Consider the following 23,629-nt stretch of genomic DNA (forward strand, 5'->3'; position numbering starts at 1 on the left):
GGGGGGGGGGGGGGTGGGGGGGGGGGGTGCCTCATCGGGGGGGCCCGGGGGGGGGTGGTGGGGGGCCGGGCACGCTGGGAACGGCCGGCGCCGGGGACGGCTGCCGCTGGGTGGGCGGCGGCCGTTCCCGGCGCGACGGACCTGCCGGCCTGCGGGCCTCGCGGCGCGCGGGCGTCGGCGGCTCGGGTCGAAGGGTCGGCCGGCGTACGGGCCGACCGGTTTTACGGGCTCACAGGAACAGCCTTACCCCGAACGGCTCACGAGGTCTTCGACAGCGACCAGTTCTGGTAAGGGCTGCCGCTTCGACTGTCGCGGCTCCGGCGGCCGGCCGCCGCGGTACCGGCGCGCTCCGGGCCCGGGCAGCGGCGCGCCGCCGTCCGCGGTGAGGGCGGACCGGCGGCCGGCTTCGGCGGGTGGTCGCGTCCGGGCGGCCGCGTCGGCGCGTGGCTGCCGGCCTGGGCGCCGGACCGGGAGTGCCGGGCGGGCGCGGCCCGTCGAATCAGGTCGGCGGAATTCGGCGCGATCTGGCTGATGGACACCTCATGGGGTGAGCCTGCGCTCCTGCGCCGGCGGAGCCCGCCGCCCGGGTACCCCATCGCGTTCCCTCCTCGTGCGACGACGACCCGCGCGTCCCCGCAGTGGAGGGGGCCCGGGTCTTCCGACACTCCGGAGAGCGGGAGGGGCGACCGGGAATAACAGAAACCTCTTGCAGAATTCCCCGGACGGTTCGACGGCCAGGTTCGATCGCCCGGTTCGGACGGACCGCGGTCGGGCACACCGGACCCGCCCCGGACGGCGGCCGGGGTGCGGCGCAGGTACCCGGACTTGCCTCCACCGAGCCGAATATGACGGATCGTCAGGCGGGTTGGAGGGTCAGGCCGCGGCCTTCACCGGCTCCACCCCGAAGGCCTCCCCGCCCACCCCGGAGCGCACCGCCGCACCCGCTCCGGGTCGCACCGCCTCCACCGCGCCGGCGCCGCAGCCCCCGTGCAACCGGGCCAGCCCGGCCGCCAGGACGACCCGGTCCCCGGCGAGCCAGAGCCGCAGGGCCGCGGAGAGCGCGGCGCTGGCCGGCCCGGCCGCGGGACCACCGGTCCGTACGAGCCGCTCGCCGAGCAGCGGCAGCAGGTCCGCGACCGGCGCGGGCAGCCACAGGGTGAGCGCGAAGGGTGCCGGCCTGGCCAGAACGCGCAGCAGCGGCAGGCCGCAGGCGTCGTCGTGCAGTGCGGGGATGACCTCCAGCAGCCCGTCCACCGCCACCTCGGAGACGTCGCCGCCGTGCCCGCGTGCGAGGTCGCGCAGCAGTGCCCGCTCGGCGGCGGTGATCCGGACGGTCAGCATGACCTCGTCGCAGTCCATGGTCCCGGCCCCTGTCGTGGAGAGTTCGTGGTGTGGTCGTTGCGTCGTGGTGTCAGTCCTGTGCCAACAGGGTTCCTGCCCCGATCCGGCCGTCCGATACCGGCGCTATCAGGCCGTAGTGGCCGTCGAAGCGGCGGTAGAGCACCCGCGCCCGGTGGTCGCCGGGGTCGGTCCAGCCGACGAACGGGCGACCGGTGAGCCAGAGCCGGCGGGCCGCCTCGGCGAGGTCGAGCGGGGGCATCGCACTGGTGCCCGCGGCGCACAACTCCAGCGTGCCGCCCGGCGAGCAGCGGTGGACCAGGCCGTCCCGGCCGGTGGCGGCGTCCGCGAAAAGGTGGAACCGCCGGTCGAGGGCGAGCAGTTCGAGCACGGCCTGCTCGGGGCTGCGGCGGGCGGGCACGACCGCCTTGTGCCGGGCGATCCGCCGCTGGGCGAGCGGGCGGTCGGCGAACTGCGGACGGTAGGCGCTCTCGTACGCGGCGGCGAAGCCGATGTCGCCCTGCTCGCGCAGTCGGACGGCCCGGCCGGCCAGCGTGCCGAGCACCAGGTCGACGGACTCCCGTGCGGTGCCGGTGGCCAGCTGCACCCGGACCGGTCCGACGCCCGCCAGTTCGACGTCCGCCTGGGCCAGCGCGGGCCGGGTCACCGACCGGTTGCGCGAGCGGGTCAGCCGCAGTCGCAGCGCGCGGGTGTCGGGGCCGAGCGCCGTGGCGGTGGCCAGCGCCCGGGCCCGGGCGTACTCGGCGTCCTCGCGGGGCAGCTCGCCGCGGATCTCCACCCGGACGTCGAGGGCCGGCCGGTGGCGCAGACGGGTCATCAGGTTCCTCCTTCTCCGCATCCATGCTGTCCCTCGCACGCCCGTGCGGCGAGGGTCCAAAGACCCTGCCCCGCAGGCAAGCCGCGGACCACCCGGACGGACGCATCCGCGCAGGTCAACACGGAGTTTCGAGCACGCACGAAAGGGTCGATCCACTCGGCCGTTGGAGTGATCCCCGCACATTCGGCGCAACGCTCGGGAAACCGGCGCGTTTGCTCAACGTGCGCCCTCCCGCCGGGGGCGCGCGCGGGGCCCGCGCTGGGCGGTCCCCCGGCTCCCGGCCGGCCCGCCGTTGCCGCCCGGCATCGCCCGCACCGGCCACTCTGGTTGAGAGGTAGTGTCATGTCCCTGCTGACCGAAACGCGGAAGCTGATCGTCCCCCCGAGAACCGTTCCCGGCCCGTCCCCGCTGGCCCGCGCCGCCGTCCCGCCGCTGGCCCCCGGTGCCCTGCCCGGCCTCGGGCACGCCGGCGCCCTGCTGCGCGACCCGCTCGGCTTCCTCGGTTCGCTCGCCCGCCAGGGCGGAGTGGTCCGCATCCGGCTCGGACCACGCACCGTCTGCGTGGTCACCGACGCCCGGCTGGTCCACACCCTGCTCGTGGCACTGGCCCACGACTGCCCGCGCGGGGCCGTCCAGGACACCCTCAGGACGGCCTTCGGCGACGGCCTGCTGATGTCCGAGGGCCAGGCCCACCGCGACCGCCGCCGGATCATCCAGCCGGCCTTCGGTCCGGACCGGATGGGCGAGTACCTGGCCGTGATGCAGCAGGTCACCGAGGAGCGGGCCGGACGCTGGCGCCCCGGGCAGGTCCTCGACGTGGCCAAGGAGATGAACCACCTGGCGCTGGAGATCGTCACCCGCACGCTGTTCGACGCCCGGCTCAGCGAGGACGCCACCGTCGCGTTCCACCGGGCGCTGCCGGACCTGGTGAAGGGCCAGATCGTCCAGTCCCTCTACCCGAACCCGGCGCTCGCCCGGCTGCCGCTGCCCGTCAACCGGCGCTTCGACGACGCCGTGCGGGTGCTCAACCGGGTGGTCGACCAGGCCGTCAACCGCCGCGCCGCGACCACCGGCCCCGGAGCCGGCCGGCGCACCCTGCCCGCCCTGCTGCGCGCCGCGACCGACCCGGCCACCGGGCGCCCGCTCACCGAGGCCGACGTGCGGTCCGAGGCGATCACCATGTTCGGCGCGGGCACCGAGACGGTCTCCACCACGCTCACCTGGCTGCTGGACGAGCTGCTGCGCCACCCCGAGGTGGAGGCCCGGATCCTCGCCGAGCTCGACGAGCACCTGCCCGCGGGCACCGCCCCCACCCCGGAGGCACTGGCCCGGCTCACCTACACCCGCAGCGTCACCCAGGAGGTGGTGCGGCTGCACGCGCCGAACGCCTTCCTGATGCGCACCGCCCGGGTGCCGGTCGAGCTCGGCCCGTACCGCGTCCCGGCCGGCACCGAGCTGCTGTACAGCCTCACCGCGCTGCACCGCGACCCGGTGCGCTACCCGGAGCCGATGAGCTTCCGGCCCGAGCGCTGGCAGGACGGCGGCGGCTCCGGGCGGCCGTCGTTCCTGCCGTTCGGGGCGGGCAAGCACAAGTGCATCGGCGAGGCCTTCGCCTGGGCGGAACTGACCGTCGCGGCCGCGACGATCCTGCGCCGCTGGCGGCCGACGGCGGTGCCGGGCGCGCGGGCCCGCGAGGTGGTGTGGACGACGGTCCAGGCGCACGGCCTTCGGGTGCGGCTCGCACCGCGCGGCGCGCGCTCCCCACGCGGGCGCACCGCGGCGGCCTCCCGAGAGGGCGATGCCGCGTCCTCACCGGGGGCCGCAGTGCCCTCCTCGCACGGTGAGCCGCCGCCGGTCCGGTGTCCCTTCACCGGCACCGCCTCCACGACCGGCCCCACGACCGCTCCCACGGCCTCCCCTTCGGGTCCGGCCACCCCGGCCGGTCCGGCCTCCCCCACGGGTCCGGCCGCTGCGGCGGGCCCCCGGCCGTCCGACGAGCTGCGCCTCGCCGCCGACCGGCACGCCGACTGGGTGGTCCGCCGCGGCCTGCTCACCCCGGCGGAGCTGCCCCGCTACCGGGCCTACGGGCTGCAGAAGCTGATCGGCCACGCCTTCCCCCGCGTCCGGGGCGCCGAACTCGACCTCCTGGTGGACATGCTGGGCTGGTTCACCATCCTGGACGACCGTTTCGACGGCCCGCCCGGCCGCCACCCCGCCGCGGCCCACGCCGTGGTCGACCCGCTGATCGCGGTCCTCGGCGGAACCCGCGGCGGGAGCCCGTCCGAGAGCCACATGCTGGTCTCCTGGCGGGAGTTGTGGAAGCGGCAGACCGCTTCGACGTCCCCCGAGTGGCGGGCCCGGGCGGCCCGGGAGTGGCGGGCCTGCCTGGCCACCTTCCCCGCCGAGGCCGACCACCGCGCCCGCGGCACCGTGCCCACCCTCGGCCTCGACCTCACCGACACCATGAAGCTGCGCCGGCACGGCAGTTGCCTCTACCCGTTCATGAACATACTGGAACGGGTCCACGGCGCCGACGCCCCGGCCGCACTGCACGCGGAGCCCGCGCTGCACCGGCTGCGCGCCAACACCGCCGACGCCGCCACACTGATCAACGACCTCTACTCACTGCGGCGCGAGGAGCGGCAGGCCGGGCCCGCGTTCAACACGGTGCTCACCCTCCAGCGGGCCCACGGCTGGACCCGCGGCCGGGCGGTGCACGCGGTGCGCACCCGGGTGGCCCGGCTGCAGCAGGAGAGCGAGGAGCTGCGCCGCGACCTGCTGCGCCGCCACCCGGCCGGGCGCTGGTACCTGGACGGCACCCGCGAGCTGGTCGCCGGCGTTCTGACCTGGACCAGCACCAGCGACCGGTACCTGGTGCCGGACCACGGGCGGCGCCGGTGAGCCACCGGTTCCCGGTGCGCTACTTCCGGCCGCCGAGCGCGAACAGCAGCAGCACGAAACCGGCGAACAGGTGCGTGGCGAAGATGTAGATGCCCGCGCGGATCAGCATCGCCTTGCGGCGCCTCTTCTCGTCGCTCGTGCTGTCGCTCATGGTGGTGCTTCTCCTCGGATCGGGCGGACGGGCCGGGCGCGGCTCAGCGGAGCCGGCCACCGGAGGCGCGCAGCTCGGTGAGCAGCGCGCCCTGGTCGGTGATCAGCTCGGTCAGGATCCGGCGGGCCGCGCGCAACAGCTCGGCGACGTCCGGGGTGCTGAGCGCGTACACCACGGTGTTGCCCTCACGGGTCGCCGTGACCAGCTGGGTGCGGCGCAGCACCGCGAGCTGCTGGGAGAGGTTGGACGGCTCGACCTCGATCTCCGCCAGCAGCTCGCGCACCGGCCGGGGGCCGTCCTGGAGCAGCTCCAGGACCCGGATCCGCACGGGGTGGCCGAGGGTGCGGAAGAACTCCGCCTTGGCCTGGTACAGCGGCACCGGCATCGTCCGCGCTCTCCCTCGGTTCCGGCTCGGTGGTCGTCCGGCCGGGCGGGGATCGATGCCGCGGCCGGTAGGCATCATCGCGACAGATGAAGATTTCTTCAAGTCGTCACAGCTCGTCGAGCGCCGGCAAGACCCCCGGCGGGCCCTCGACAGACCCCCGGTCCACCCTCGGCGGGCCGTCGCCCGGCGCTCCCCCCGGCCGCCCGCCGACCGCACCGCGACATGCAGAAGCCGAGCCCGGGATGCTGCCAACTCCCGGGCTCGGCAGTCACGGTGACGCGCCGTCAGCAGACTACAGGCACATCCACCGTGGCCGGCACCTGGCCGCTCCAGAACCCCTCGACGTCAAAGGACACGTGCACGGTGGACCCGCACGGCACGGTGGTCGAGATGCCGTCGACCCGCACCGTGGACACCTGGAACACCGTGCGGCCGTTCACCGTGCCGAGCGAGGCGCCACCGGCCACATTGGCCGACAGGTGGGTCACCAGCTCCTTCGGCGCCGGCGGCCACGGGGTGCCCGGGGACGGCGGACCGGCCAGGCCGATCTTCCCGTAGATCGCGACGCCGTCACCGGTCACGTCGGCGCAGGCGTACGTGGCCAGGCCCGCCTGGAGGCTGTAGGAGCCGCAGGTGGTGACGGTGGTGGTGGCGACGGCCGGGGCCGCGGCGAACGCGGGAACGGGGGCCGAGAGCAGGGCGGCGGCACCGACGGCGCCGGCGGCGATCCGGGCGATCCGGTTCATGGGTTCCTCCTTGGAGGGGACGGACGGACTGGGACAGGTGGCGTGGCACATATGACATTTCATAGGCCCACGACAGGAACTTTGCCATGCGATTCCTATGCGGTGACGCCGATTTACCCTTGGATACGAGGCCTCGTCCGAAAGCAGACCTTCGATGGCGCAATCACCCTCGAACGGCCGAACTTCCGCACCCTCCCAGGCAACGCCCACGTTGAGCTCGGATGAACCGCATCCGAACCGCCACCGGGACCGCCGCCGCAGCCGTCCTCGTCCTCCTCGCACTGCTGGCCGCCGCCTCGCCGCCGGCCACGCTCATGGGCGCCGAGATCCGCCGCCTGCCCACCGCGGAACGCGTCCTCGCCCTCACCTTCAACGCCGCCTGGAACGAGACCGGGCTGGACACCGTCCTCACCGTCCTGCGCGACCGCGACGCCCCCGCCACCTTCTTCCCGACCGGCGACTTCGCCGACCGCCATCCCCGCGCCGTCCGCGCGATCGCCGCCGCCGGGCACGGCCTCGGCAACCACTCCTACAGCCACCCCGACTTCTCCACCCTCGACGCCGACCGGGCTCGCGCCGAGGTGCGCCGCGCCGACACCGCGATCCGCCGCGCCGCCGGGACCGAACCGCTGCCGTTCTTCCGCTTCCCGTACAGCGCGACCACGCCGGAGGGCATCGCCACCGTCAACCGACTCGGCTACGCCGACCTCGAATTCACCGCCGACACCAACGGCTACCTGGGCCCCGCCCACGGCATGACGGCGGACCGCGCGGTCGAGCGCGCCCTCGCCGCGCTCACCCCGGGCGCCGTCCTCCAACTGCACGTCGGCGCCTCGGAGGAGGACGGACCCGACACCTGCCTCGACGCCGAGGCGCTGCCCCGCATCCTCGACGGCGCCCGCGCCCGCGGCTACCGCGTCATCGACCTGCGCACCCTGCTCGACCGGTGACCGGCCGGGGCCTTCCGCGCCCCGGCGTCACCCGCCCGGACGGGAGCCCGGGGCGCGGACCACCGCCGACCCTTGCCCGCCGACGCCACCGCGCCCCGCGGCCGGCCCCGCCCCACCTCGCGGCGCCGTGCCGGACGGCACCGACCGGCCCCGTCGGCTCACCCCAGCGAGCCGCGCAGGGCGTCGACCCGGGCCACGGCCTCGGCGAAGGCGTGCCGGTCCAGGCGGCCGTCGTCCAGCGCGGCGGCCAGCGCCTCGGTGGCCTCCTCGCCCTGCCGGGGGTCCCGGGCGGAGCAGAGCAGCAGGTCCATCCCTGCCTCGGCGGCGGCCAGCGCCCGGTCACCGGTGCCGCCGAACGGGGCGAGCGCCTCCGCCTCCATGGCGTCGGTGACGGTCACGCCGTCGAAGCCGAGCCGGCCGCGCAGCTCGCCCTGGATGATCGTGGACGAGAACCCTGCCGGGTGGTCCGGGTCCAGCGCCGGGTAGACCGCCCACGAGGCCATCACCAGCCGCACGCCCGCCGCGACCGCCGCCCGGTACGGGGCCTCGCCCCGGGAGCGGAGCTGCGACAGCGGGACGTTCAGGGTGACCGGGCGCTCGTCGGTGTTCTCCCCCCGGGGTGCGGCGCCGAGGCCGGGGAAGTGCTTGGCGGTCGCTGCCACGCCGAGGCCCTGCTGGGCGGTGAGGAAGGCGCTGCCCAACTCCGCCACCTTGGCCGGGTCCTGGCCGTAGGAGCGCTCGGGGTGGTCGATGAAGTTGTCCGGCTTGTCGTAGACGTCGAGCACCGGGGCGAGGTTGAGGTTCAGCCCGGCGTCGGCGAGGGTCCGGGCGGCGCCGGCCCCGGACTCCGCGGCCGCGGCGAGCGGGTCCGGCGACAACCCGACGCGGCGGGCGGAGAGTTCGGGCGCACCGGGCAGCCGGCGGACCTTGCCGCCCTCCTGGTCGGTCATCAGCAGCAGGGTGCGCGGGTGCGGCGCCTCGGCCGCGGCCTGTTTCAGTGCCGCGACCGACTCCGCGAGCTGCTCCGGACTCGTGACGTTCTCGCCGAACAGGATCACCCCGGCGGCCCGGCCCTCCCGGATCGCCTGGAGCACCCCGGCCGGCGGCGTCGGACCGGGGTACGACAGTACGATCCGCCGCCCGGCGAGCGCCCGCGCGTCCTCCTGCTCCTGGCCGGCCATCGCCGCACCCCTCTCGTTCGGAGCACCCGGAGCGCCCGCGACGCCCGGAGTGCCCGGGGCACCGTGCGGCCGGGCGGGCGCGCCGAGCGGCACCGGGCCGAGCGCGATCCCCATCACGGCCAGCACCACCCCGAACTGGGCGACACTTCGGAACAGGGCCATCACGCCTCCCGGGCCGACATTTGACTTCGGCATGTCAACGTACCCAGGGGTACGGCGGGGCACTCCCCCCTGCACCAGATTCATCCGATAATCCGCCTTAATATCCTCATCGTCCTCACACCGACGACGAACGCCGGACCAGCCGCCCCAGGACGGCGAGCCCCTCGGCGATCTCCGCCGTCGAACCCGCCGCGTACCCGAGCACCAGGCCCGGCGGGTACGGAAGCCGGGCGTGCCAGGACAGCGGCTGCACCTTGACCCCCTCGGCCAGGGCGGCGGCGGCCAGCTCGGTGTCGGTGCGGCCGGGTGCCTCCGGAAGCGTCAGCATCAGGTGGAGGCCCGCCGCCGCGCCGTGCACGGTGGCTCCCGGCAGGTGGGTGCGGATGGCGGCGATCATCGCGTCCCGGCGACGGCGGTGGCGGCGGCGCAGCAGCCGCAGGTGGCGGTCGAGGTCGCCGGACTCCATCAGCCGGGCGAGCACCAGCTGGGGCAGCACCGGGTTGCCGAGGTCGGCGAAGCGCTTGGCGTCCAGGACGGCGTCCCGCAGCCGGTCCGGGACCAGCAGCCAACCGGTACGCAGCGCCGGGGCGAGCAGCTTGGAGATGCTGCCCGCGTAACAGACCCGGTCCGGCAGGGCGGCGCGCAGGGCCGGGACGGGCGGCCGGTCGTAGCGGTGCTCGGCGTCGTAGTCGTCCTCGATGACCAGGCCGCCCTCCCCCGCCCAGCGCAGCAGTTCGCGCCGCCGGTCACCGCCCAGCACGACGCCGGTCGGGTACTGGTGGGCGGGGGTGAGCAGGACGGCCGGGGCGCCGGTGGCGCGCAGCGCGTCGACCCGGATGCCCTCGGCGTCGACCGGGACCGGCGGGGTGGCGGCGAGCCAGTGGGCGAGGTGCTGCCGGGCGCCGAGGGAGCCCGGGTCCTCGACCGCGACCTCGCCGATGCCGGCCCGGCCCAGGGCTCGGCCGAGCAGCGCGAGCGCCTGGGCCGTGCCGGCGACGATCAGCACCTCGTCCGGGTCGGCGCGGATGCCCCGGTTGCGGGCCAGCCAGTGGGCGACGGCCCGGCGCAGGGCCGGGGTGCCGCGCAGGTCGCCGTAGCCGAGGTCGGAGGCGGCGAGGTCGTCGAGGACGGCGCGTTCGGCGCGCAGCCAGGCGGCGCGGGGGAAGGCCGCGAGGTCGGGCACGCCCGGGGTGAGGTCGATCCGGGCGGGGGTGCCGCGCAGCAGGTCGAAGACCTCGGGGTCGGGATCGGCCCGGAACAGCGCGGGCGCCGGGCGGGGTGGCTCCGCCGCGGGCGGAGCCCGGTGCGGCGCCGCGGGGGCCGCGACCACGACCGTGCCGCCCCGCCCGCGGCCGACGACCTGCCCCTCCTCGGCGAGGCGCTGGTAGGCGTCGGTCACCACACCGCGGGAGACGCCGAGTTCGGCCGCCAGCACCCGGCCGGCGGGCAGCCTGCTGCCGACCGGGAGCCGCCCGTCGGCGACGGCCTCGCGCAGCCGGCGGGTCAGCCAGTCGGTGAGCCCGCCGGGCGGGGCATCGGCCGTGTCGAGCTGCAGGAAGTCGGCGCCGGCCTCTTTGGACCGGTCGGATGCCTCGGCTTTGGACCTGTTCACCGGACCATAGTGGCGGCGAGGGTGGGGCCATGACCACGGAAACACCCTTGCTCACGGAAACGCCCGCGACCACGGAATCGCCCATGACCCCGGGGACAGCGGCATCGGAGCGCCCTGACGACCGCCCTGACGACCACTCCGACGACCACCCCGACTACGTCCACGGCTACTCGCGGACCGAGGCGCGGCGCCTCGGCGACCAGGCCGACACCCTCGCCGACCTGCTGCACGCGGGCACCGCGTACCCGGCCGGCAGCCGGGTGCTGGAGGCGGGCTGCGGGGTGGGGGCGCAGACCGTGCACCTGCTGGCCGCCAACCCGGGGATCCGGCTGACGGCGGCAGACCTCTCGGCGGAGTCGCTGGCCCGGGCCCGCGCCCGGGTCGCCGAGCAGGCACCCGCCGCGGACGTCACCTGGCACCACGGCGACCTGCACCGACTGCCGTTCCCGGACGCCTCGTTCGACCACGTCTTCCTGTGCTTCGTGCTGGAGCACCTGCCCGACCCGACGGCCGGGCTGGCGGCGCTGCGCCGGGTGCTGCGGCCGGGCGGGACGATCACGGTGATCGAGGGGGACCACGGCTCGGCCTTCTTCCACCCGGAGAGCCCGGCGGCCCGGCGCACCGTCGACCACCTGGTCCGGCTGCAGGCCCGGGCGGGCGGCGACGGCCTGCTCGGCCGCCGCCTCCACCCGCTGCTGACCGCGGCCGGCTTCACCCGGGTGTCGGTCCGCCCGCGCACGGTCTACGCCGACGAGGCCGACCCGGCTCTGGTGGAGGGGTTCACCCGGCGGACCTTCGTCGCGATGGTCGAGTCCGTCCGCGCGGACGCGGTGGCCGCCGGGCTGACCACCCCGGAGGACTTCGACCGGGGCATCGCGGAGCTGCGCCGTGCGGCCGGGCCGGGCGGGACGTTCCACTACGCCTTCTTCAAGGCGGTGGCGGTCAACCCGTAGTCGCCATGCAGGACGGGTCGGGCCGGGACGGGCTCGGGCCGGAGCGGAGCGGAGCCCGCGGGCGGGGTCGTGGACGGGGTCGTGGACGGGGGTCTCGACCGCACCCGCGGGAGCCACCGCCCCACCGGGTACGGACGCGGGTCGGACGGGGCTACTCCGGGCTGTCCCCGAAGTCCGCCAGCAGGGTGCGCATCACTTCGACGAACGCCGTCCGCTGCGCCTCGTCGAGTCCCGCCAGCATCCGGTGCTCGGTGGCGAGGTGGTCGGGCAGCGCGCGGTCGATCAGGGCGTGCCCCTCGGGGGTGAGGGCGACCTCGCGACTGCGGCCGTCCTGGTCGCTGCGGGTGCGGGTGACCAGGCCGCGGGCCTCCAGCCGGTCCAGCCGCTGGGTGATGGCACCGGAGGTGACCATCGCGGACTGCATCAGTCCGGAGGGGGTGAGGTGGTAGGGCGGGCCGCTGCGCTTGAGGGTGGCGAGCACGTCGAAGGAGGCGGCGTCCAGTCCGTGCTCGGCGAAGGTGCGGTTGAGTGCCGCGTCCACCAGCCGGTAGAGGCGTTTGAGCCGGCCGAACACCTCCATCGGGGAGACGTCCAGGTCGGGGCGCTCGGCACCCCATTGCGCGACGACGCGGTCCACATGATCTGCCACGGGTTCAGGGTAGGCGATCCCCACTGGATTCCTTAGTGGTGAGGTAACTGTGAGCCACATCACTCACCCGATGCGATGAAGACTGCCTTAGCGCTGAGATACATTGCCTTAGTGCTAAGAAATCGCCTCGCCCTCGTCCTGCTGACGGCCCTCGCCCCGGCGGTCTGGGGCACGACCTATCTGGTCACCACCGAACTCCTGCCGCCCGGCCGCCCGCTGCTCGCCGCCGTCATCCGCTGCCTGCCCGCAGGGCTGCTCCTCGTCGCCCTCACCCGCCGCCTGCCGCAGGGCAGTTGGTGGTGGCGTTCACTGGTCCTCGGCGCCCTCAACATCGGGGTGTTCCAGGCCCTGCTCTTCATCGCCGCCTACCGTCTGCCCGGCGGCATCGCGGCCACCGTCGGCGCCGTCCAGCCGCTGGTCACCGCCGGGCTCTCGGCCCTGGTCCTCGGCGACCGGCTCACCCTGCGCACCGTGCTGTCCGGCATCGCGGGCGTCGCAGGCGTCAGCCTGCTGGTGCTGCGGGCCAACGCCCAGCTGGACGCGATCGGGGTGCTCGCCGCGCTCGGCGGCGCCGTGGTGATGGCCGCCGGAATCGTCCTCTCCAAGCGTTGGGTCTCCCCCGCGCCGATGCTCGCCACCACCGGCTGGCAGCTCACGGCCGGCGGACTGCTGCTGGTGCCGGTCACGCTGCTCTCCGAGGGCGCGCCGCCGTCCCACTACACCCTCGCCAACGTGCTCGGCTACACCTACCTGTGCCTGATCGGCGCGGCCGTCACCTATGCGCTCTGGTTCCGGGGGCTGCGCGCGCTGCCGCCGACCTCGGTCTCCTTCCTCTCGCTGCTCAGCCCGGTGGTCGCAACCCTGCTCGGCTGGCTGGCGCTCGGCCAGGACCTCAGCCCGCTCCAGGCGTTCGGCGCGCTGGTCGTGCTCGGCTCACTGATCGCCGCCCAGACCCGACGGACCCGCACCGCGCCCGAGCCGGCACCCGGAACCGGGCCGGCGGACACCCCGCGGCCCGTCCGCGAGAACGCCTGACCCCGTCCCAGCGACACCGTTCCCGCAGCCACCGATCCCACCGTTCCCCACCACCACCGATCCCCACCACCTACAGGGAGTACCCCATGCGCATCACCGTGTTCGGCGCCACCGGCAACGTCGGCAGCCGGGTCGTGGCCGAGGCCCTGGCCCGCGGCCACCAGGTCACCGCCGTCGTACGGGACCCGGCGAAGCCGCACGGCCTGCCGTCCGCCGCCGCCCTGGCCGTCGGCGACGCCCGCGACCCCGAGGACGTCGCCCGGATCGCGGCCGGACAGGACGTGGTGATCACCGCCACCCGTCCGCTGCCCGGCAGCGAGCACGAACTGGCCGTCGCCACCAAGGGCCTGCTGGCCGGGATCGCCGGCACCGGCGTACGGCTGCTGGCCGTCGGCGGCGCGGGCAGCCTGCTCGTCCCGGGCGGCGGCGGGACCACCCTGGTCGACAGCCCCGGTTTCCCCGACGAGATCCGGCCGATCGCCCTGGCCTGCGACGAGCAGCTCGGCCTCTACCGTGCCGCCGGCCCGGACGTCGACTGGACCTACCTGAGCCCGGCCGCGCTCCTGGAACCCGGCGTGCGCACCGGCCGGTTCCGGACCGGCCACGACGACCTGCTGGTCGACGCCGAGGGCGACTCGGCGATCTCCATGGAGGACCTCGCCGTCGCACTCCTCGACGAGGCCGAACAGCCCGTCCACCGCCGGGCCCGGTTCACCGCCGCCTACTGAGCCCTCGACCGCCTGGAGCCCCCGCCACGGCGGGGGTGCACCCAGCACCACCCCGAAGACGGTAGTGGGGATGATCGATCATCAGGCCGGGGCCGGACAGGATCGTTCCCGTGACCGAGCCTGAGACCAAGAGCAAGAGCGCAGCCCAGCGCACCGAAGCCGCCCCGACCCGCGTCCGGCACGCCCGTCGCGCCGCCCTGGCCGTGGCGGCCGCCGTCCTGGCCGGCCTGGCCGTGCCCACCACCGCGGGCGCCGCCACCGGCCGCGACCCGGGCGACGCCGCTCCGGCGCCCGCCCGCTACACCCACCAGACGCTGAACTGGCAGCCCTGCGCCCGGCAGCCCGCCCTGGACTGCGCCACCATGACCGCCCCGCGCGACTGGCACCACCCCGGTGTCGGCGCCGATCTGACCATCGCCGTCTCCCGGCACCGCGCCACCGGCCCGGCCGAGCGCAAGGGCACCCTGCTGATGGCGGCCGGCGGCCCCGGCGGCACCGGCCTGCTGCGCCCGGCCAATCTGGCCGCGGGCGCCCCGGCGGTCGCCGCCGCGTACGACATCGTCGGCTTCGACCAGCGCGGGGTCGGCGAGAGCACCAAGGCGGTCTGCCAGACCGAGGCGGAGATGCAGGAGTTCCTGGCCGGCGACTACCGCGACCAGTCCCCCGCAGCGATCGACCGTGTCATCGCCAACTCCAGGAAACTGGCCGACAGTTGCCAGGAGCGCAGCGGCGACCTGATCCCCTACCTGACCACCGAGCAGACCGCCCGCGACATCGACCTCTTCCGCGGCCTGCTCGGCGAGCGCAAGATCGGATACTACGGTCCTTCCTACGCCTCGATGATCGGCGCCTACTACGCGACGCTCTTCCCGCACCGGGTCGAACGGATGGTGCTGGACAGCAACATCGGCTTCGACGGCACCTGGGAGAAGTACGAACTGGGTCAGCCGATGAGCTTCCAGCGCCGCTTCGACGAGGACTTCGTGCCCTGGCTCGCGGCGCGGGACACCACCTACCACTGGGGCTCGACGCCGGAGCAGGTGCGGGCGCACTGGGAGCAGCGGCGCGCCGCGCTGCACGATTCCCCCATCGTCGAGGGCTCGGTGACGATCGGCCCGAACCAGCTGGACAGCCTCGCCATGTCGGCGATCTACCGGGCGTCCGACTTCCCGGAGCTGGCCCGGATCCTGGCCGCCGTCGACAACTGGCAGGGCCTCGACCCGGCGACCAGGGCGGCGGCCGCGAAGATCTTCGGCAGCTACCTCTCCCCGGAGTTCCTCGCCGAGTACTTCGCCATGACCTGCAACGACACCCCGTGGACCAGGGACCTGGACACCTGGATCGAGCGCGGCGCCGAGAACACCGCCCGCTGGCCGCTGGCCGGCGCCCGGACGCTGGCCTTCAGCGCGGTCTGCGCCGCGTGGCCGGTCGCCCCGGCGCCGGAGGTCAAGGTGACGGGCGCCCGTCTGCCGACCACGCTGATGCTCAACTCGGTGCACGATCCGGCGACGTACTACGAGGCGGCGCTCGGCGCCCATCGCGCGCTGCGCGGTTCCAGGCTGGTCACCGTCACCGGGAGCGGCGACCACGGCCAGTACCCCACGTCCAACACCTGCGTCAGCGGGGTGGTCGAGCGGTACCTGCTGGACGGCGAGGCGCCCGCTCGTGACCTCACCTGCCCCTCGCCGCCGGCCGGTTGACCGACCGGGTGCTCAACTCCCGGGTCGGGACCGCAGCCTGGCCCGGAGCCAGGAGAGCCCGACCGCCAACCCGGCGAAGCCCCCGACGGCGAGCTTGATCCCGGCCTTGGCGACGATCCAGCCGATCCACGGCACGGACCAGCCCAGCCAGTGGAACACGGCCAGCAGCACCGCCGCACCGCACACCGCCGCGAGCACGGTGACCGCGACGGCCGCCGGCCGCGAGAGCTCCCGCGGGCCGTCGGCGCGCTCCCCCGCGGTCGCGTCGTCCGCCTCGCCGGTCGGGCTCTTCACCATCTCGTTCGTGTCCCCCACAGTCATGGGGCGATCATACGCGTCAGCGGCAGGCGTGGTGGGTGTCGCCGAGGTGCTCGCCGGTCTCGCCGTCGGGGAAGCTGACGGCCAGGGTGACGCGGTACTCGTGGACGTCCTCCCGGTGGCCCGGCACCCGCGCCCAGGCCAGCGAGTGCACCTCGGCCTCGGGGGCCTGCCGGCACCAGGCGGCGGCCTCCTCCAGGGCGGTGGCGGCCGACCGCCCGGTGCACACCACGGCGGTGTACGCGGCGACCGCGACGTCCCCACCGGTGCGACGGGCGCGTGACACCGCCCGGACGGCCGCGGCGGCCTGGGTCAGGTCACGGGCCAGGTCGTCCACCACCCGAGGGGGCGCCGGCAGGACGACCGCTCCCTCGGCGAGGGTCTCCGGCAGGTTCGCGCTCACGGTCTGGACCTCCATCCGCATCATCACGCGGCACAGCATGCCGGGCGGTGATTCCTGGCATGCCCACTTTCACCAGAACGTCACCCGTCCAGGGCCGAGTCGGGGCCGCGCCCTGGCGCCCCGGCGCCCGCCCTGGTAGAGGGCGCCGGGCCCGGCGCCCGACGTTCCGCCAGGTCAGGAGGGTGGACGGTGGGCGGCGCCGGGGAGCCCGAAACACCGGGCACGCACCACCCCTGTGCTCCGAACCGCCGTTCCGGCGCCCGGGAGCGCCCGCCCCACCGCCGTTGGCCCCTCGGTCAACTTTCCGCACCGAAAGGTGAGTTGGCACTGGGCGGCGGAAGGGGGGCGACCGGCGACGGGGCCCAGGAACGGCGCGGCACCCGGCCGCACCCCCGCTGAAGTGCCGAGTTAACCCCTCGGAGGGCCCCGGTCCGTCTCCCGGTCACCCTGTCCCTGTCAGATCGTCGTGATACTAATCGTCCCGGCGGCGGGCCCGGCCCTCGGCCGGACGGGCACGATGACGACAGCTCAACCGTTCCGGGATGGTCCGGGCGGCGACGGGGAGGGGTAGCGGATGACGGTGCGGATCGGCAAGGCCGAGGGCGGACGGAAGCTCCGGATCGGCAAGCGGCTCACGGGCACGGCGGCGGCCTTCGTCGCGCTGGCCGCGCTGACCGGTTCTCAGGTGACGGGCATCGGGCTCGCCCCGGTCGCGGTCGCCGACGCCGGTCCGGCGAACGGTGCCGACGTCCAGGGCGTCGGCCGTTCCCTGCCCGACGGAAGCCCCTCGACGGACGTCCCCGGCACCTTCGGCACCGGCGTCCCGGCCGACGGCGGCGGCACCGTCCAGCTCCCGCAGCCGCCCGGCACGCTGCCCGGCACGACCTCGGCCGGCCCGTTCGCGGCCACCGGCCCCGCACTGCCCGCCACCGTCCTCGCCGCCTACCGCCAGGCCGAGGCCTCGCTGGCGCAGCGTTCGCCGGGCTGCCACCTGCCCTGGCAACTGCTCGCCGCGATCGGCCAGGTCGAGTCCGGCCAGGCCAACGGCGGCCGGGTGGACGCCGCCGGCACGACCCTGACGCCGATCCTCGGCCCGGCGCTGGACGGCAACGGCTTCGCCGCGATATCCGACACCGACGGCGGCCGCTACGACGGCGACTCCCGCTGGGACCGCGCCGTCGGGCCGATGCAGTTCATCCCGTCCACCTGGGCCTCCTGGGGCGTGGACGCCAACGGCGACGGCAAGGCCGACCCGAACAACGTCTTCGACGCCGCCGAGACGGCCGGCCGCTACCTGTGCGCGGGCGGCCGCGACCTCGCCGACCCGGCGCAGCTCGACCGGGCGGTGCTCAGCTACAACAACTCGGGCGAGTACCTGCGGACGGTGCGCAACTGGATGGCGCACTACGGCAGCGGCACGGTGACCACCGTCCCGAACCGCCCCGGGTCCCCGGTCCCGCCCACCTCGCTGCCCACGCCGAACCCGCCGGGGCTCCCGAGCCTCCCCGGGGGCGGTGGCCCGACCACGACCGCGCCCAGTACGGACCCGCAGCCGACCGTACCGGTCACGCCCGCCCCGGAGCAGTCGCCGAGCGCCCGGCCGACGACGACCCCGAGCGCCACCGCCACGCCCACGCCCGGCGGTTCGGCCTCGCCCTCCGCGACGCCGACGACCACCCCGAGCGGCGGCACCTCCCCGACGGCGACCCCGACCGGCACGCCCACGGGCACCCCCACCGGTACGCCCACCACCTGCCCGGACCCGTCGGCCACGCCCACCGGCACGCCCACCCCGACGGGCTCCCCGTCGCCGACCGCCACGCCCACCGCCACCCCGACGGCAACGCCCCTCCCGGGCTGCCCCACCCCCGGCCCGACCGCGACCCAGACCCCGGGGGCGGCCGCCGGCACCACCCCCGGCTCCGCGTTCTCGCCGTCGGCGGCCCCGACGAAGTGACCCGAGGGGCGGGGGGTCTTGGCCGGGACCCGGCCCCCCCCCGCGGGGCCGGGGGCCCCCCCCCCGCGGGGGGCCCGAGGCCGTACCCGCGCGCCCGCACGGCGCCCCGCGGTCCCCGGCCCTGCCGGCACACCCGCCCCCGCGGCTCCTCACCCGAACGGCGACCACCCGTCCGGGCCATCCGGCATGGCCTCATCGGGCCATGCCCCGACTGACCCACTGGTGCGCCTTTTCCCGTCGGTCCCACCTGAACGGGTGATCTCTACCCGGGAGTTGTGGCGCATGTCACGAAATCCCTGCGCGCGGGTCCCGGGATGCCGACACTGGGAACCAGCGTGGAAGGACCCCCTGTCCTACCCACTTGAACGCCGGTCCACACTTGGCCGGCGTGCGGACAGGATCCGACCACCGCGGCGGTTCCGGACGGCACGGCCTCCGGCGACCGCACCACGGGGAGGATCGCAGAGCGAAGCGAGGGTACGCGTATGTGCCAGCACCGTCCTGAGTGCCCATCGGCCGAGTCCGAGGACCGCGAGGCGGCCGCGTCGGTGGCCCGCCATCCGGAGCAGGGCTGGAGCCTGCTCTGCAACGGCGTCGTCCTGTTCGAGGACACCGGAGAGCTGCTGCCCGACGGCCGGGTGATCGCCCCGCGCCGCCCCGTCGCCCACGCGGCCTGACCACCCGTCCGGCCGTACGGCGGGGGCAGCCGCCGACTCGACAGCACCACGGGCAGGGCCCCGGCGGAAACTCCGCCGGGGCCCTGTCGTGCGGGTCGGACCTCCGAGGGCCCGGTCCGGTCAGACGCCGTACTCGTCCAGCGGCGGGCAGGAGCAGACCAGGTTGCGGTCGCCGTACGCGCCGTCGATCCGGCTCACCGGCGGCCAGTACTTGTCCGCCGGGTTCACGCCGGCCGGGAAGACCGCCTCCTGCCGCGAGTAGCCGTGCGCCCAGTCGCCGGCCAGCGTGGCGGCGGTGTGCGGGGCGTTGCGCAGCGGGTTGTCGTCGGCCGCCCACTCGCCCGAGCCGACCTTGTCGATCTCGGCCCGAATGGTGATCATCGCGTCGCAGAACCGGTCGATCTCGTACAGGTCCTCGGACTCGGTCGGCTCGATCATCAGCGTGCCGGCCACCGGGAAGGACATCGTCGGCGCGTGGAAGCCGTAGTCGATCAGACGCTTGGCGATGTCGTCCACCGTCACGCCCGTCTCCTTGGTCAGCGGGCGCAGGTCGATGATGCACTCGTGGGCGACCAGCCCGCCCGGGCCGGTGTAGAGCACCGGGAAGTGCGGCGCCAGGCGCTTGGCGATGTAGTTGGCGTTCAGCACCGCGACCTGGGTCGCGCGCTTGAGGCCCTCGCCGCCCATCAGCCGGACGTACGCCCAGGAGATCGGCAGGATGGCCGCCGAGCCCCACGGCGCGGCCGAGATCGGGCCCACGCCGGTGGCCGGGCCGGCCTCCGCCTGCAGCGGGTGGTTCGGCAGGTACGGCGCCAGGTGGGCGCGCACCGCGACCGGGCCGACGCCCGGGCCGCCGCCGCCGTGCGGGATGCAGAAGGTCTTGTGCAGGTTCAGGTGGGAGACGTCCGCGCCGAACTTGCCCGGCTTGGCGAGGCCGACCAGGGCGTTCAGGTTGGCGCCGTCCACGTACACCTGGCCGCCGGCCTCGTGCACCAGGGCGCAGATGTCGGTGATCTGGGTCTCGTACACGCCGTGGGTGGACGGGTAGGTGACCATCAGCACCGACAGGTTGTCGCGGTGCTGCTCGATCTTGGCCTTCAGGTCCTCGACGTCCACGTCGCCGTCGACCAGGGTCTTCACCACGACCACCCGCATGCCGGCCATCACGGCGGAGGCCGCGTTGGTGCCGTGCGCGGAGGACGGGATCAGGCAGACGTCGCGCTGGGTGTCACCGTTGGCGTGGTGGTAGGCGCGGACGGCCAGCAGGCCGGCCAGCTCGCCCTGCGAGCCGGCGTTCGGCTGGATCGAGACGGCGTCGTAGCCGGTCACCTCGACCAGCTGCTGCTCCAGCTGGCGGATCAGGGTGAGGTAGCCCTGGGCCTGGTCGATCGGCGCGAAGGGGTGCAGCTGGCCGAACTCCGGCCAGGTCACCGCCTCCATCTCGGTGGTCGCGTTGAGCTTCATGGTGCAGGAGCCCAGCGGGATCATGCCGCGGTCCAGCGCGTAGTCCCGGTCCGACAGGCGGCGCAGGTAGCGCAGCATGGCGGTCTCCGAGCGGTGGCTGTGGAAGACCGGGTGGGTCAGGTACTCGTCCTCGCGCAGCAGCGCGGCGGGCAGCGCGTCGGCGGTCTCGGGGACCTCGACCGGCTCGACGCCGAACGCGGCCCAGACGCCGGCCAGGTGCTCGCGGGTGGTGGTCTCGTCGGTGGAGACGGAGATCCGGTCCGCGCCGTCCTGGAACAGGTTGATGCCGTTGGCGCGGGCGGCGGCGGCGATCTCGGCGGCGCGGCCCGGGACGACGGCGGTGACGGTGTCGAAGAACTCGCCGTGCAGCAGCTCGACGCCGCCGGCCCGCAGGCCCTCGGCGAGCGCGGCGGCGTAGCGGTGGGTGCGGCGGGCGATGTCGGCCAGGCCGTCCGGGCCGTGGTAGACGGCGTACATCGAGGCCATCACGGCGAGCAGCACCTGGGCGGTGCAGATGTTGCTGGTGGCCTTCTCGCGGCGGATGTGCTGCTCGCGGGTCTGCAGCGCCAGGCGGTAGGCGCGGTTGCCGTCGACGTCGACGGAGACGCCGACCAGGCGGCCGGGCAGCGAGCGGGCGTACTCGGCGCGCACCGACAGGTAACCGGCGTGCGGGCCGCCGAAGCCCATCGGCACGCCGAAGCGCTGCGAGGTGCCGCAGGCGATGTCGGCGCCCAGCGAGCCCGGGGACTTGAGCAGGGTCAGCGCGAGCAGGTCGGCGGCGACGGCGACGATCGCGCCCAGGCCGTGCGCCTGCTCGATCACCGGGGTGAGGTCGCGGACCACGCCGGTGGCACCCGGGTACTGGAGCAGCACGCCGAAGACGCCGCGCTCGGCGATCTCGGCCGGGATGCCCTCGGACAGGTCGGCGACGACGACCTCGACGCCGGTCGGCACGGCGCGGGTGTTGATCACCGCGACGGTCTGCGGCAGGGTCTCGGCGTCGACCAGGAAGACGCCGCCCTTGACCTTGGTGACGCGGCGGGCCAGCGCCATCGCCTCGGCGGCCGCGGTGCCCTCGTCCAGCAGGGAGGAGCCGGAGGTCGGCAGGCCGGTCAGGTCGGAGACCAGGGTCTGGAAGTTCAGCAGCGCCTCCAGGCGCCCCTGCGAGATCTCCGGCTGGTACGGGGTGTAGGCGGTGTACCAGGCCGGGTTCTCCATGACGTTGCGCAGGATCACCGGCGGGGTGAAGGTGCCGTAGTAGCCCAGGCCGATCATCGGCTGGAGCACCTGGTTGCGGCCGGCCAGCTCGCGCAGTTCGGCGAGGACCTGGGCCTCGGACCGGCCCGCGGGCAGGTCCAGGGCGGTGATGGAGCGGATCGCCTCGGGCACCGCGGTCCCGGCGAGCTCGTCCAGCGAGCCGTAGCCGACGGACGCCAGCATCTTCTCCTGCGCGGCGGCGTCGGGGCCGATGTGGCGGTTCTCGAAGGGGCTGGCCAGCTCAAGCTCGGTGAGGGTCGAGGCGCCGGTGGGGCGTCCCGCGTTCGGCTGGGCGTTCATGGTGGTCGAGGCCTCCTGGTCACGGACCGGCGGGGGTACGCACGCCGGCCGGCTCCACCGCTGCGGGCAGCGGACGAGCCTGGGCGCGCGGACCCGACAGGCCTCCCCCTCTGTCATCGGGACCTGAGAGCTTCACCCGCACGGAGCGCTGTGGGCGCTCCGCCGGCTTGCACCGTCGGTGAGGGTGGTGATCGCCGGCTTCCGTGCCGACGCTCCTGCCCTGCTTTCCAGAGTGACCTACCCCACACGGTACGGATGCCTGAGAGATTCCGGGGAGGAGTTGCTCCTTCGGCGCTCCGACCAGCGGTTTTCGTGATCGGAGACTCTCCCGAGCGGGCTCTGCGGTCGCCGCCCAGGGTACCAGCGGGAGGCCCCCCGATCACGGGTGTGTCTGGTCACTGGAGGTCTACGCGCGTCCCCCGGACGGTCCAGTGCCAACCCCGTACGGCGCACCCGGGGTCGCGCTCGTCCGATTCATGGCTTTTGGTGTGAAGTGGCGGACGGAATCGGGTGCTCCGGCCGCCTTCCTGCGGGAGTTCCGCAGGTTCAGCGCGCGGGAGGAAAGAAGTGCAGACGGACATCGACCCCCGGGACCTCATCGGCCACAAAGCCGTCGACCGCAACGGAGACAAGATCGGCACGGTCGACGAGGTCTACCTGGACGACGCCACCGGCCGGCCCGAGTGGGCCGCGGTCCGGACCGGCATCTTCGGCCGGGACGCCTTCGTCCCGCTGACCACGAGCGAGTTCGCCGGCGACGAGCTCCGGGTGCCGTACGACAAGTCGCTGGTGAAGGAGTCGCCGGACTTCGGCGTCGGCCAGCACCTGTCCCCCGCCCAGGAGCTCCAGCTCTACCGCTACTACGGGCTCGACACCCCGATGGACAGCCGCCCGAACGGCGAGAACGGGAGCCGGCCCAGGCAGCCCGACCTCGACTTCGGCACCACGGCGGCGGCGGCCGCCACGACGACCGCGGCGGCCCCGGCCAAGTCGCTCACCTTCCACACCCCCGAGCGGTCGTCCGAGCGGTCGCCCGAGTCCGCACCGGCCAGGACCCCCGCTGCCGCCGGCCCCGCTGCCGCCGACACCACCAGGACCGCCCCGGAGGCCGAGATGCGGAGCCTCAGCACCCCCGCGCCCCCCACCGCCTCCCCGCCGGCCGAGCCCGGCTTCGCCGCACCCGCCGCCACCACCGCCTCCGCCGCCCCTGTCGTGGAGCCGAAGCCGCAGCCCGCCGCCACGCCCGTCCGCACGCTCGCCCCGGTGGCCACCACCACCGCGGCCGCGACCGTCACCACGAGCGCCGACGCCTCCTCGTCCGCCCCCAGCAGCCCGGTCGAGATCACCTGCCGCGAGGAGCGGCTGGAGATCACCACCGAGTGGCACACCCTCGGCACCGCGAAGCTGCGCAAGTACGTGACGACCGAACAGGTGGAGCGCCGCATCCCGGTGGTCCGCGAGCGCGTCCGGGTCGAGCGGACGCCGATCGGCGACGCCGAACGCGCCACGCTCACCGAGAAGGAGATCTCCGAGGCCGTCGAGGAGGTGACCCTCCGCGAGGAACGCGCGGTGGTGCGCAAGTACCTCGCCCCCGTCGAGCGGGTCCGCCTGATCGTCGAGCGGTACACGACCGAGGAGGTGGTCCGGGAGGAACTCCGCCGCGAGAACGTCGAGGTCCACGACGCCACCGCCACCCGGCCCACCGCCTCGGCCACCCCCGCCCCTTCCTCCGCCCCGCCCTCCAGCGCGTCCCCCGACGTGGCCCGTGACATGGCCCACGAGGCGCCCCGCCCGACCGGCCTGCGGCCGCTCGTCTGACCGCGGGGGCAACGCCCCGCGACCAGGGCCCCCCCCACCCCAAGGGGGCCGGCGGGGGCCGCCGCCCCCCCCGCTAGCGCGACCCCCCCGGCGTGGAGTGGGACAG

At 75.0% G+C, this 23,629-nt stretch carries 20 protein-coding genes and 1 riboswitch; of the genes, 9 read left to right on the forward strand and 11 right to left on the reverse strand.

The features are described from left to right. Positions 1-873 precede the first annotated feature (873 nt). Positions 874-1,359, reverse strand: coding sequence for a hypothetical protein (locus tag ACFWJ4_RS28825; RefSeq protein ID WP_380548808.1), 486 nt, complete (start codon positions 1,357-1,359; stop codon positions 874-876). 52 nt (positions 1,360-1,411) lie between these two features. After that, entirely contained in the window at positions 1,412-2,176 is a 765-nt protein-coding gene (locus ACFWJ4_RS28830) for a sigma 54 modulation/S30EA ribosomal C-terminal domain-containing protein (protein ID WP_380548811.1), read from the reverse strand. Between the two features lie 342 nt (positions 2,177-2,518). On the opposite strand from ACFWJ4_RS28830, the gene ACFWJ4_RS28835 reads away from it, so the two are divergent. Continuing rightward, the gene (locus ACFWJ4_RS28835) at positions 2,519-5,077 is read left to right on the forward strand and encodes a cytochrome P450 (protein ID WP_380548814.1); all 2,559 of its coding nucleotides are present in this window, start codon (positions 2,519-2,521) and stop codon (positions 5,075-5,077) included. A 19-nt stretch (positions 5,078-5,096) separates the two neighbouring features. Here ACFWJ4_RS28835 and ACFWJ4_RS28840 read toward each other — a convergent pair whose 3' ends face one another. The 3 genes from ACFWJ4_RS28840 to ACFWJ4_RS28850 all read right to left on the reverse strand — a co-directional run bounded on the left by ACFWJ4_RS28840 (position 5,097) and on the right by ACFWJ4_RS28850 (position 6,359). Continuing rightward, positions 5,097-5,228 (reverse strand): DUF6126 family protein, encoded by a 132-nt coding sequence (locus ACFWJ4_RS28840; RefSeq protein ID WP_359902629.1) that lies wholly within the window; start codon positions 5,226-5,228, stop codon positions 5,097-5,099. Positions 5,229-5,271: 43 nt separating this feature from the next. Further along, positions 5,272-5,613, reverse strand: coding sequence for a metalloregulator ArsR/SmtB family transcription factor (locus ACFWJ4_RS28845; protein ID WP_359902632.1), 342 nt, complete (start codon positions 5,611-5,613; stop codon positions 5,272-5,274). 284 nt (positions 5,614-5,897) lie between these two features. After that, on the reverse strand, positions 5,898-6,359 hold the full coding sequence (locus tag ACFWJ4_RS28850; RefSeq protein ID WP_380548816.1) for a hypothetical protein: 462 nt from the start codon (positions 6,357-6,359) through the stop codon (positions 5,898-5,900). 221 nt (positions 6,360-6,580) lie between these two features. Here ACFWJ4_RS28850 and ACFWJ4_RS28855 point away from each other — a divergent pair, with 221 nt between their 5' ends. Next, on the forward strand, positions 6,581-7,309 hold the full coding sequence (locus ACFWJ4_RS28855; protein WP_380548819.1) for a polysaccharide deacetylase family protein: 729 nt from the start codon (positions 6,581-6,583) through the stop codon (positions 7,307-7,309). Between the two features lie 158 nt (positions 7,310-7,467). On the opposite strand, the gene ACFWJ4_RS28860 is transcribed toward ACFWJ4_RS28855, so the two are convergent. Continuing rightward, complete coding sequence (locus ACFWJ4_RS28860) at positions 7,468-8,652, reverse strand: glycoside hydrolase family 3 N-terminal domain-containing protein (protein WP_380548822.1); 1,185 nt, start codon at positions 8,650-8,652, stop codon at positions 7,468-7,470. A gap of 115 nt (positions 8,653-8,767) precedes the next feature. Further along, positions 8,768-10,264 carry a PLP-dependent aminotransferase family protein gene (locus tag ACFWJ4_RS28865; RefSeq protein ID WP_380548825.1) on the reverse strand — a complete coding sequence of 499 codons (1,497 nt, stop codon included), beginning with the start codon at positions 10,262-10,264 and terminating at the stop codon, positions 8,768-8,770. A gap of 83 nt (positions 10,265-10,347) precedes the next feature. Here ACFWJ4_RS28865 and ACFWJ4_RS28870 point away from each other — a divergent pair, with 83 nt between their 5' ends. Next, positions 10,348-11,217: a methyltransferase domain-containing protein gene (locus ACFWJ4_RS28870; protein WP_380548828.1), complete on the forward strand. Its 870-nt coding sequence runs from the start codon at positions 10,348-10,350 to the stop codon at positions 11,215-11,217. 151 nt (positions 11,218-11,368) lie between these two features. Here ACFWJ4_RS28870 and ACFWJ4_RS28875 read toward each other — a convergent pair whose 3' ends face one another. Continuing rightward, positions 11,369-11,866, reverse strand: coding sequence for a MarR family winged helix-turn-helix transcriptional regulator (locus ACFWJ4_RS28875; protein WP_380548830.1), 498 nt, complete (start codon positions 11,864-11,866; stop codon positions 11,369-11,371). 111 nt (positions 11,867-11,977) lie between these two features. Here ACFWJ4_RS28875 and ACFWJ4_RS28880 point away from each other — a divergent pair, with 111 nt between their 5' ends. From ACFWJ4_RS28880 to ACFWJ4_RS28890, 3 genes are all read left to right on the forward strand, one after another. Beyond that, positions 11,978-12,901, forward strand: a complete 924-nt coding sequence (locus ACFWJ4_RS28880) for an EamA family transporter (protein ID WP_380548833.1) — start codon at positions 11,978-11,980, stop codon at positions 12,899-12,901. 86 nt (positions 12,902-12,987) lie between these two features. Next, complete coding sequence (locus tag ACFWJ4_RS28885; protein WP_380548835.1) at positions 12,988-13,629, forward strand: NAD(P)-dependent oxidoreductase; 642 nt, start codon at positions 12,988-12,990, stop codon at positions 13,627-13,629. 110 nt (positions 13,630-13,739) lie between these two features. After that, the gene (locus ACFWJ4_RS28890; RefSeq protein ID WP_380548838.1) at positions 13,740-15,329 is read left to right on the forward strand and encodes an alpha/beta hydrolase; all 1,590 of its coding nucleotides are present in this window, start codon (positions 13,740-13,742) and stop codon (positions 15,327-15,329) included. 12 nt (positions 15,330-15,341) lie between these two features. Here the strand turns inward: ACFWJ4_RS28890 and ACFWJ4_RS28895 are convergent, their stop codons facing one another. After that, a complete protein-coding gene (locus tag ACFWJ4_RS28895) occupies positions 15,342-15,650 on the reverse strand; it encodes a hypothetical protein (RefSeq protein WP_380548841.1) in 309 nt (102 codons plus the stop codon). 16 nt (positions 15,651-15,666) lie between these two features. Next, complete coding sequence (locus ACFWJ4_RS28900; RefSeq protein WP_380548844.1) at positions 15,667-16,050, reverse strand: hypothetical protein; 384 nt, start codon at positions 16,048-16,050, stop codon at positions 15,667-15,669. 574 nt (positions 16,051-16,624) lie between these two features. Here ACFWJ4_RS28900 and ACFWJ4_RS28905 point away from each other — a divergent pair. Continuing rightward, positions 16,625-18,007 (forward strand): lytic transglycosylase domain-containing protein, encoded by a 1,383-nt coding sequence (locus ACFWJ4_RS28905; RefSeq protein ID WP_380548847.1) that lies wholly within the window; start codon positions 16,625-16,627, stop codon positions 18,005-18,007. A 485-nt stretch (positions 18,008-18,492) separates the two neighbouring features. Then, the gene (locus ACFWJ4_RS28910; protein WP_188300053.1) at positions 18,493-18,684 is read left to right on the forward strand and encodes a DUF5999 family protein; all 192 of its coding nucleotides are present in this window, start codon (positions 18,493-18,495) and stop codon (positions 18,682-18,684) included. Positions 18,685-18,804: 120 nt separating this feature from the next. Here ACFWJ4_RS28910 and gcvP read toward each other — a convergent pair whose 3' ends face one another. Beyond that, positions 18,805-21,705 (reverse strand): aminomethyl-transferring glycine dehydrogenase, encoded by a 2,901-nt coding sequence (gene gcvP / locus ACFWJ4_RS28915; RefSeq protein WP_380352369.1) that lies wholly within the window; start codon positions 21,703-21,705, stop codon positions 18,805-18,807. 237 nt (positions 21,706-21,942) lie between these two features. Continuing rightward, positions 21,943-22,046: riboswitch (glycine riboswitch) on the reverse strand. A 226-nt stretch (positions 22,047-22,272) separates the two neighbouring features. On the opposite strand from gcvP, the gene ACFWJ4_RS28920 reads away from it, so the two are divergent. Then, on the forward strand, positions 22,273-23,523 hold the full coding sequence (locus ACFWJ4_RS28920; RefSeq protein WP_380548849.1) for a PRC and DUF2382 domain-containing protein: 1,251 nt from the start codon (positions 22,273-22,275) through the stop codon (positions 23,521-23,523). Positions 23,524-23,629: the final 106 nt, after the last annotated feature.

Origin of the sequence: Kitasatospora sp. NPDC127067, from assembly GCF_042724755.1 — a bacterium.
In the GTDB taxonomy this organism is placed as follows: Bacteria; Actinomycetota; Actinomycetes; order Streptomycetales; family Streptomycetaceae; genus Kitasatospora; species Kitasatospora lactacystinica.

Coding starts and splice junctions, on each gene's coding strand:
- ACFWJ4_RS28825 (WP_380548808.1), bottom strand. CDS start 1,359: ATGGACTGCGACGAGGTCATGCTGACCGTCCGGATCACCGCCGCCGAG.
- ACFWJ4_RS28830 (WP_380548811.1), bottom strand. CDS start 2,176: ATGACCCGTCTGCGCCACCGGCCGGCCCTCGACGTCCGGGTGGAGATC.
- ACFWJ4_RS28835 (WP_380548814.1), top strand. CDS start 2,519: ATGTCCCTGCTGACCGAAACGCGGAAGCTGATCGTCCCCCCGAGAACC.
- ACFWJ4_RS28840 (WP_359902629.1), bottom strand. CDS start 5,228: ATGAGCGACAGCACGAGCGACGAGAAGAGGCGCCGCAAGGCGATGCTG.
- ACFWJ4_RS28845 (WP_359902632.1), bottom strand. CDS start 5,613: ATGCCGGTGCCGCTGTACCAGGCCAAGGCGGAGTTCTTCCGCACCCTC.
- ACFWJ4_RS28850 (WP_380548816.1), bottom strand. CDS start 6,359: ATGAACCGGATCGCCCGGATCGCCGCCGGCGCCGTCGGTGCCGCCGCC.
- ACFWJ4_RS28855 (WP_380548819.1), top strand. CDS start 6,581: ATGAACCGCATCCGAACCGCCACCGGGACCGCCGCCGCAGCCGTCCTC.
- ACFWJ4_RS28860 (WP_380548822.1), bottom strand. CDS start 8,652: ATGGCCCTGTTCCGAAGTGTCGCCCAGTTCGGGGTGGTGCTGGCCGTG.
- ACFWJ4_RS28870 (WP_380548828.1), top strand. CDS start 10,348: ATGACCCCGGGGACAGCGGCATCGGAGCGCCCTGACGACCGCCCTGAC.
- ACFWJ4_RS28885 (WP_380548835.1), top strand. CDS start 12,988: ATGCGCATCACCGTGTTCGGCGCCACCGGCAACGTCGGCAGCCGGGTC.
- ACFWJ4_RS28895 (WP_380548841.1), bottom strand. CDS start 15,650: ATGACTGTGGGGGACACGAACGAGATGGTGAAGAGCCCGACCGGCGAG.
- ACFWJ4_RS28905 (WP_380548847.1), top strand. CDS start 16,625: ATGACGGTGCGGATCGGCAAGGCCGAGGGCGGACGGAAGCTCCGGATC.
- ACFWJ4_RS28910 (WP_188300053.1), top strand. CDS start 18,493: ATGTGCCAGCACCGTCCTGAGTGCCCATCGGCCGAGTCCGAGGACCGC.
- gcvP (WP_380352369.1), bottom strand. CDS start 21,705: ATGAACGCCCAGCCGAACGCGGGACGCCCCACCGGCGCCTCGACCCTC.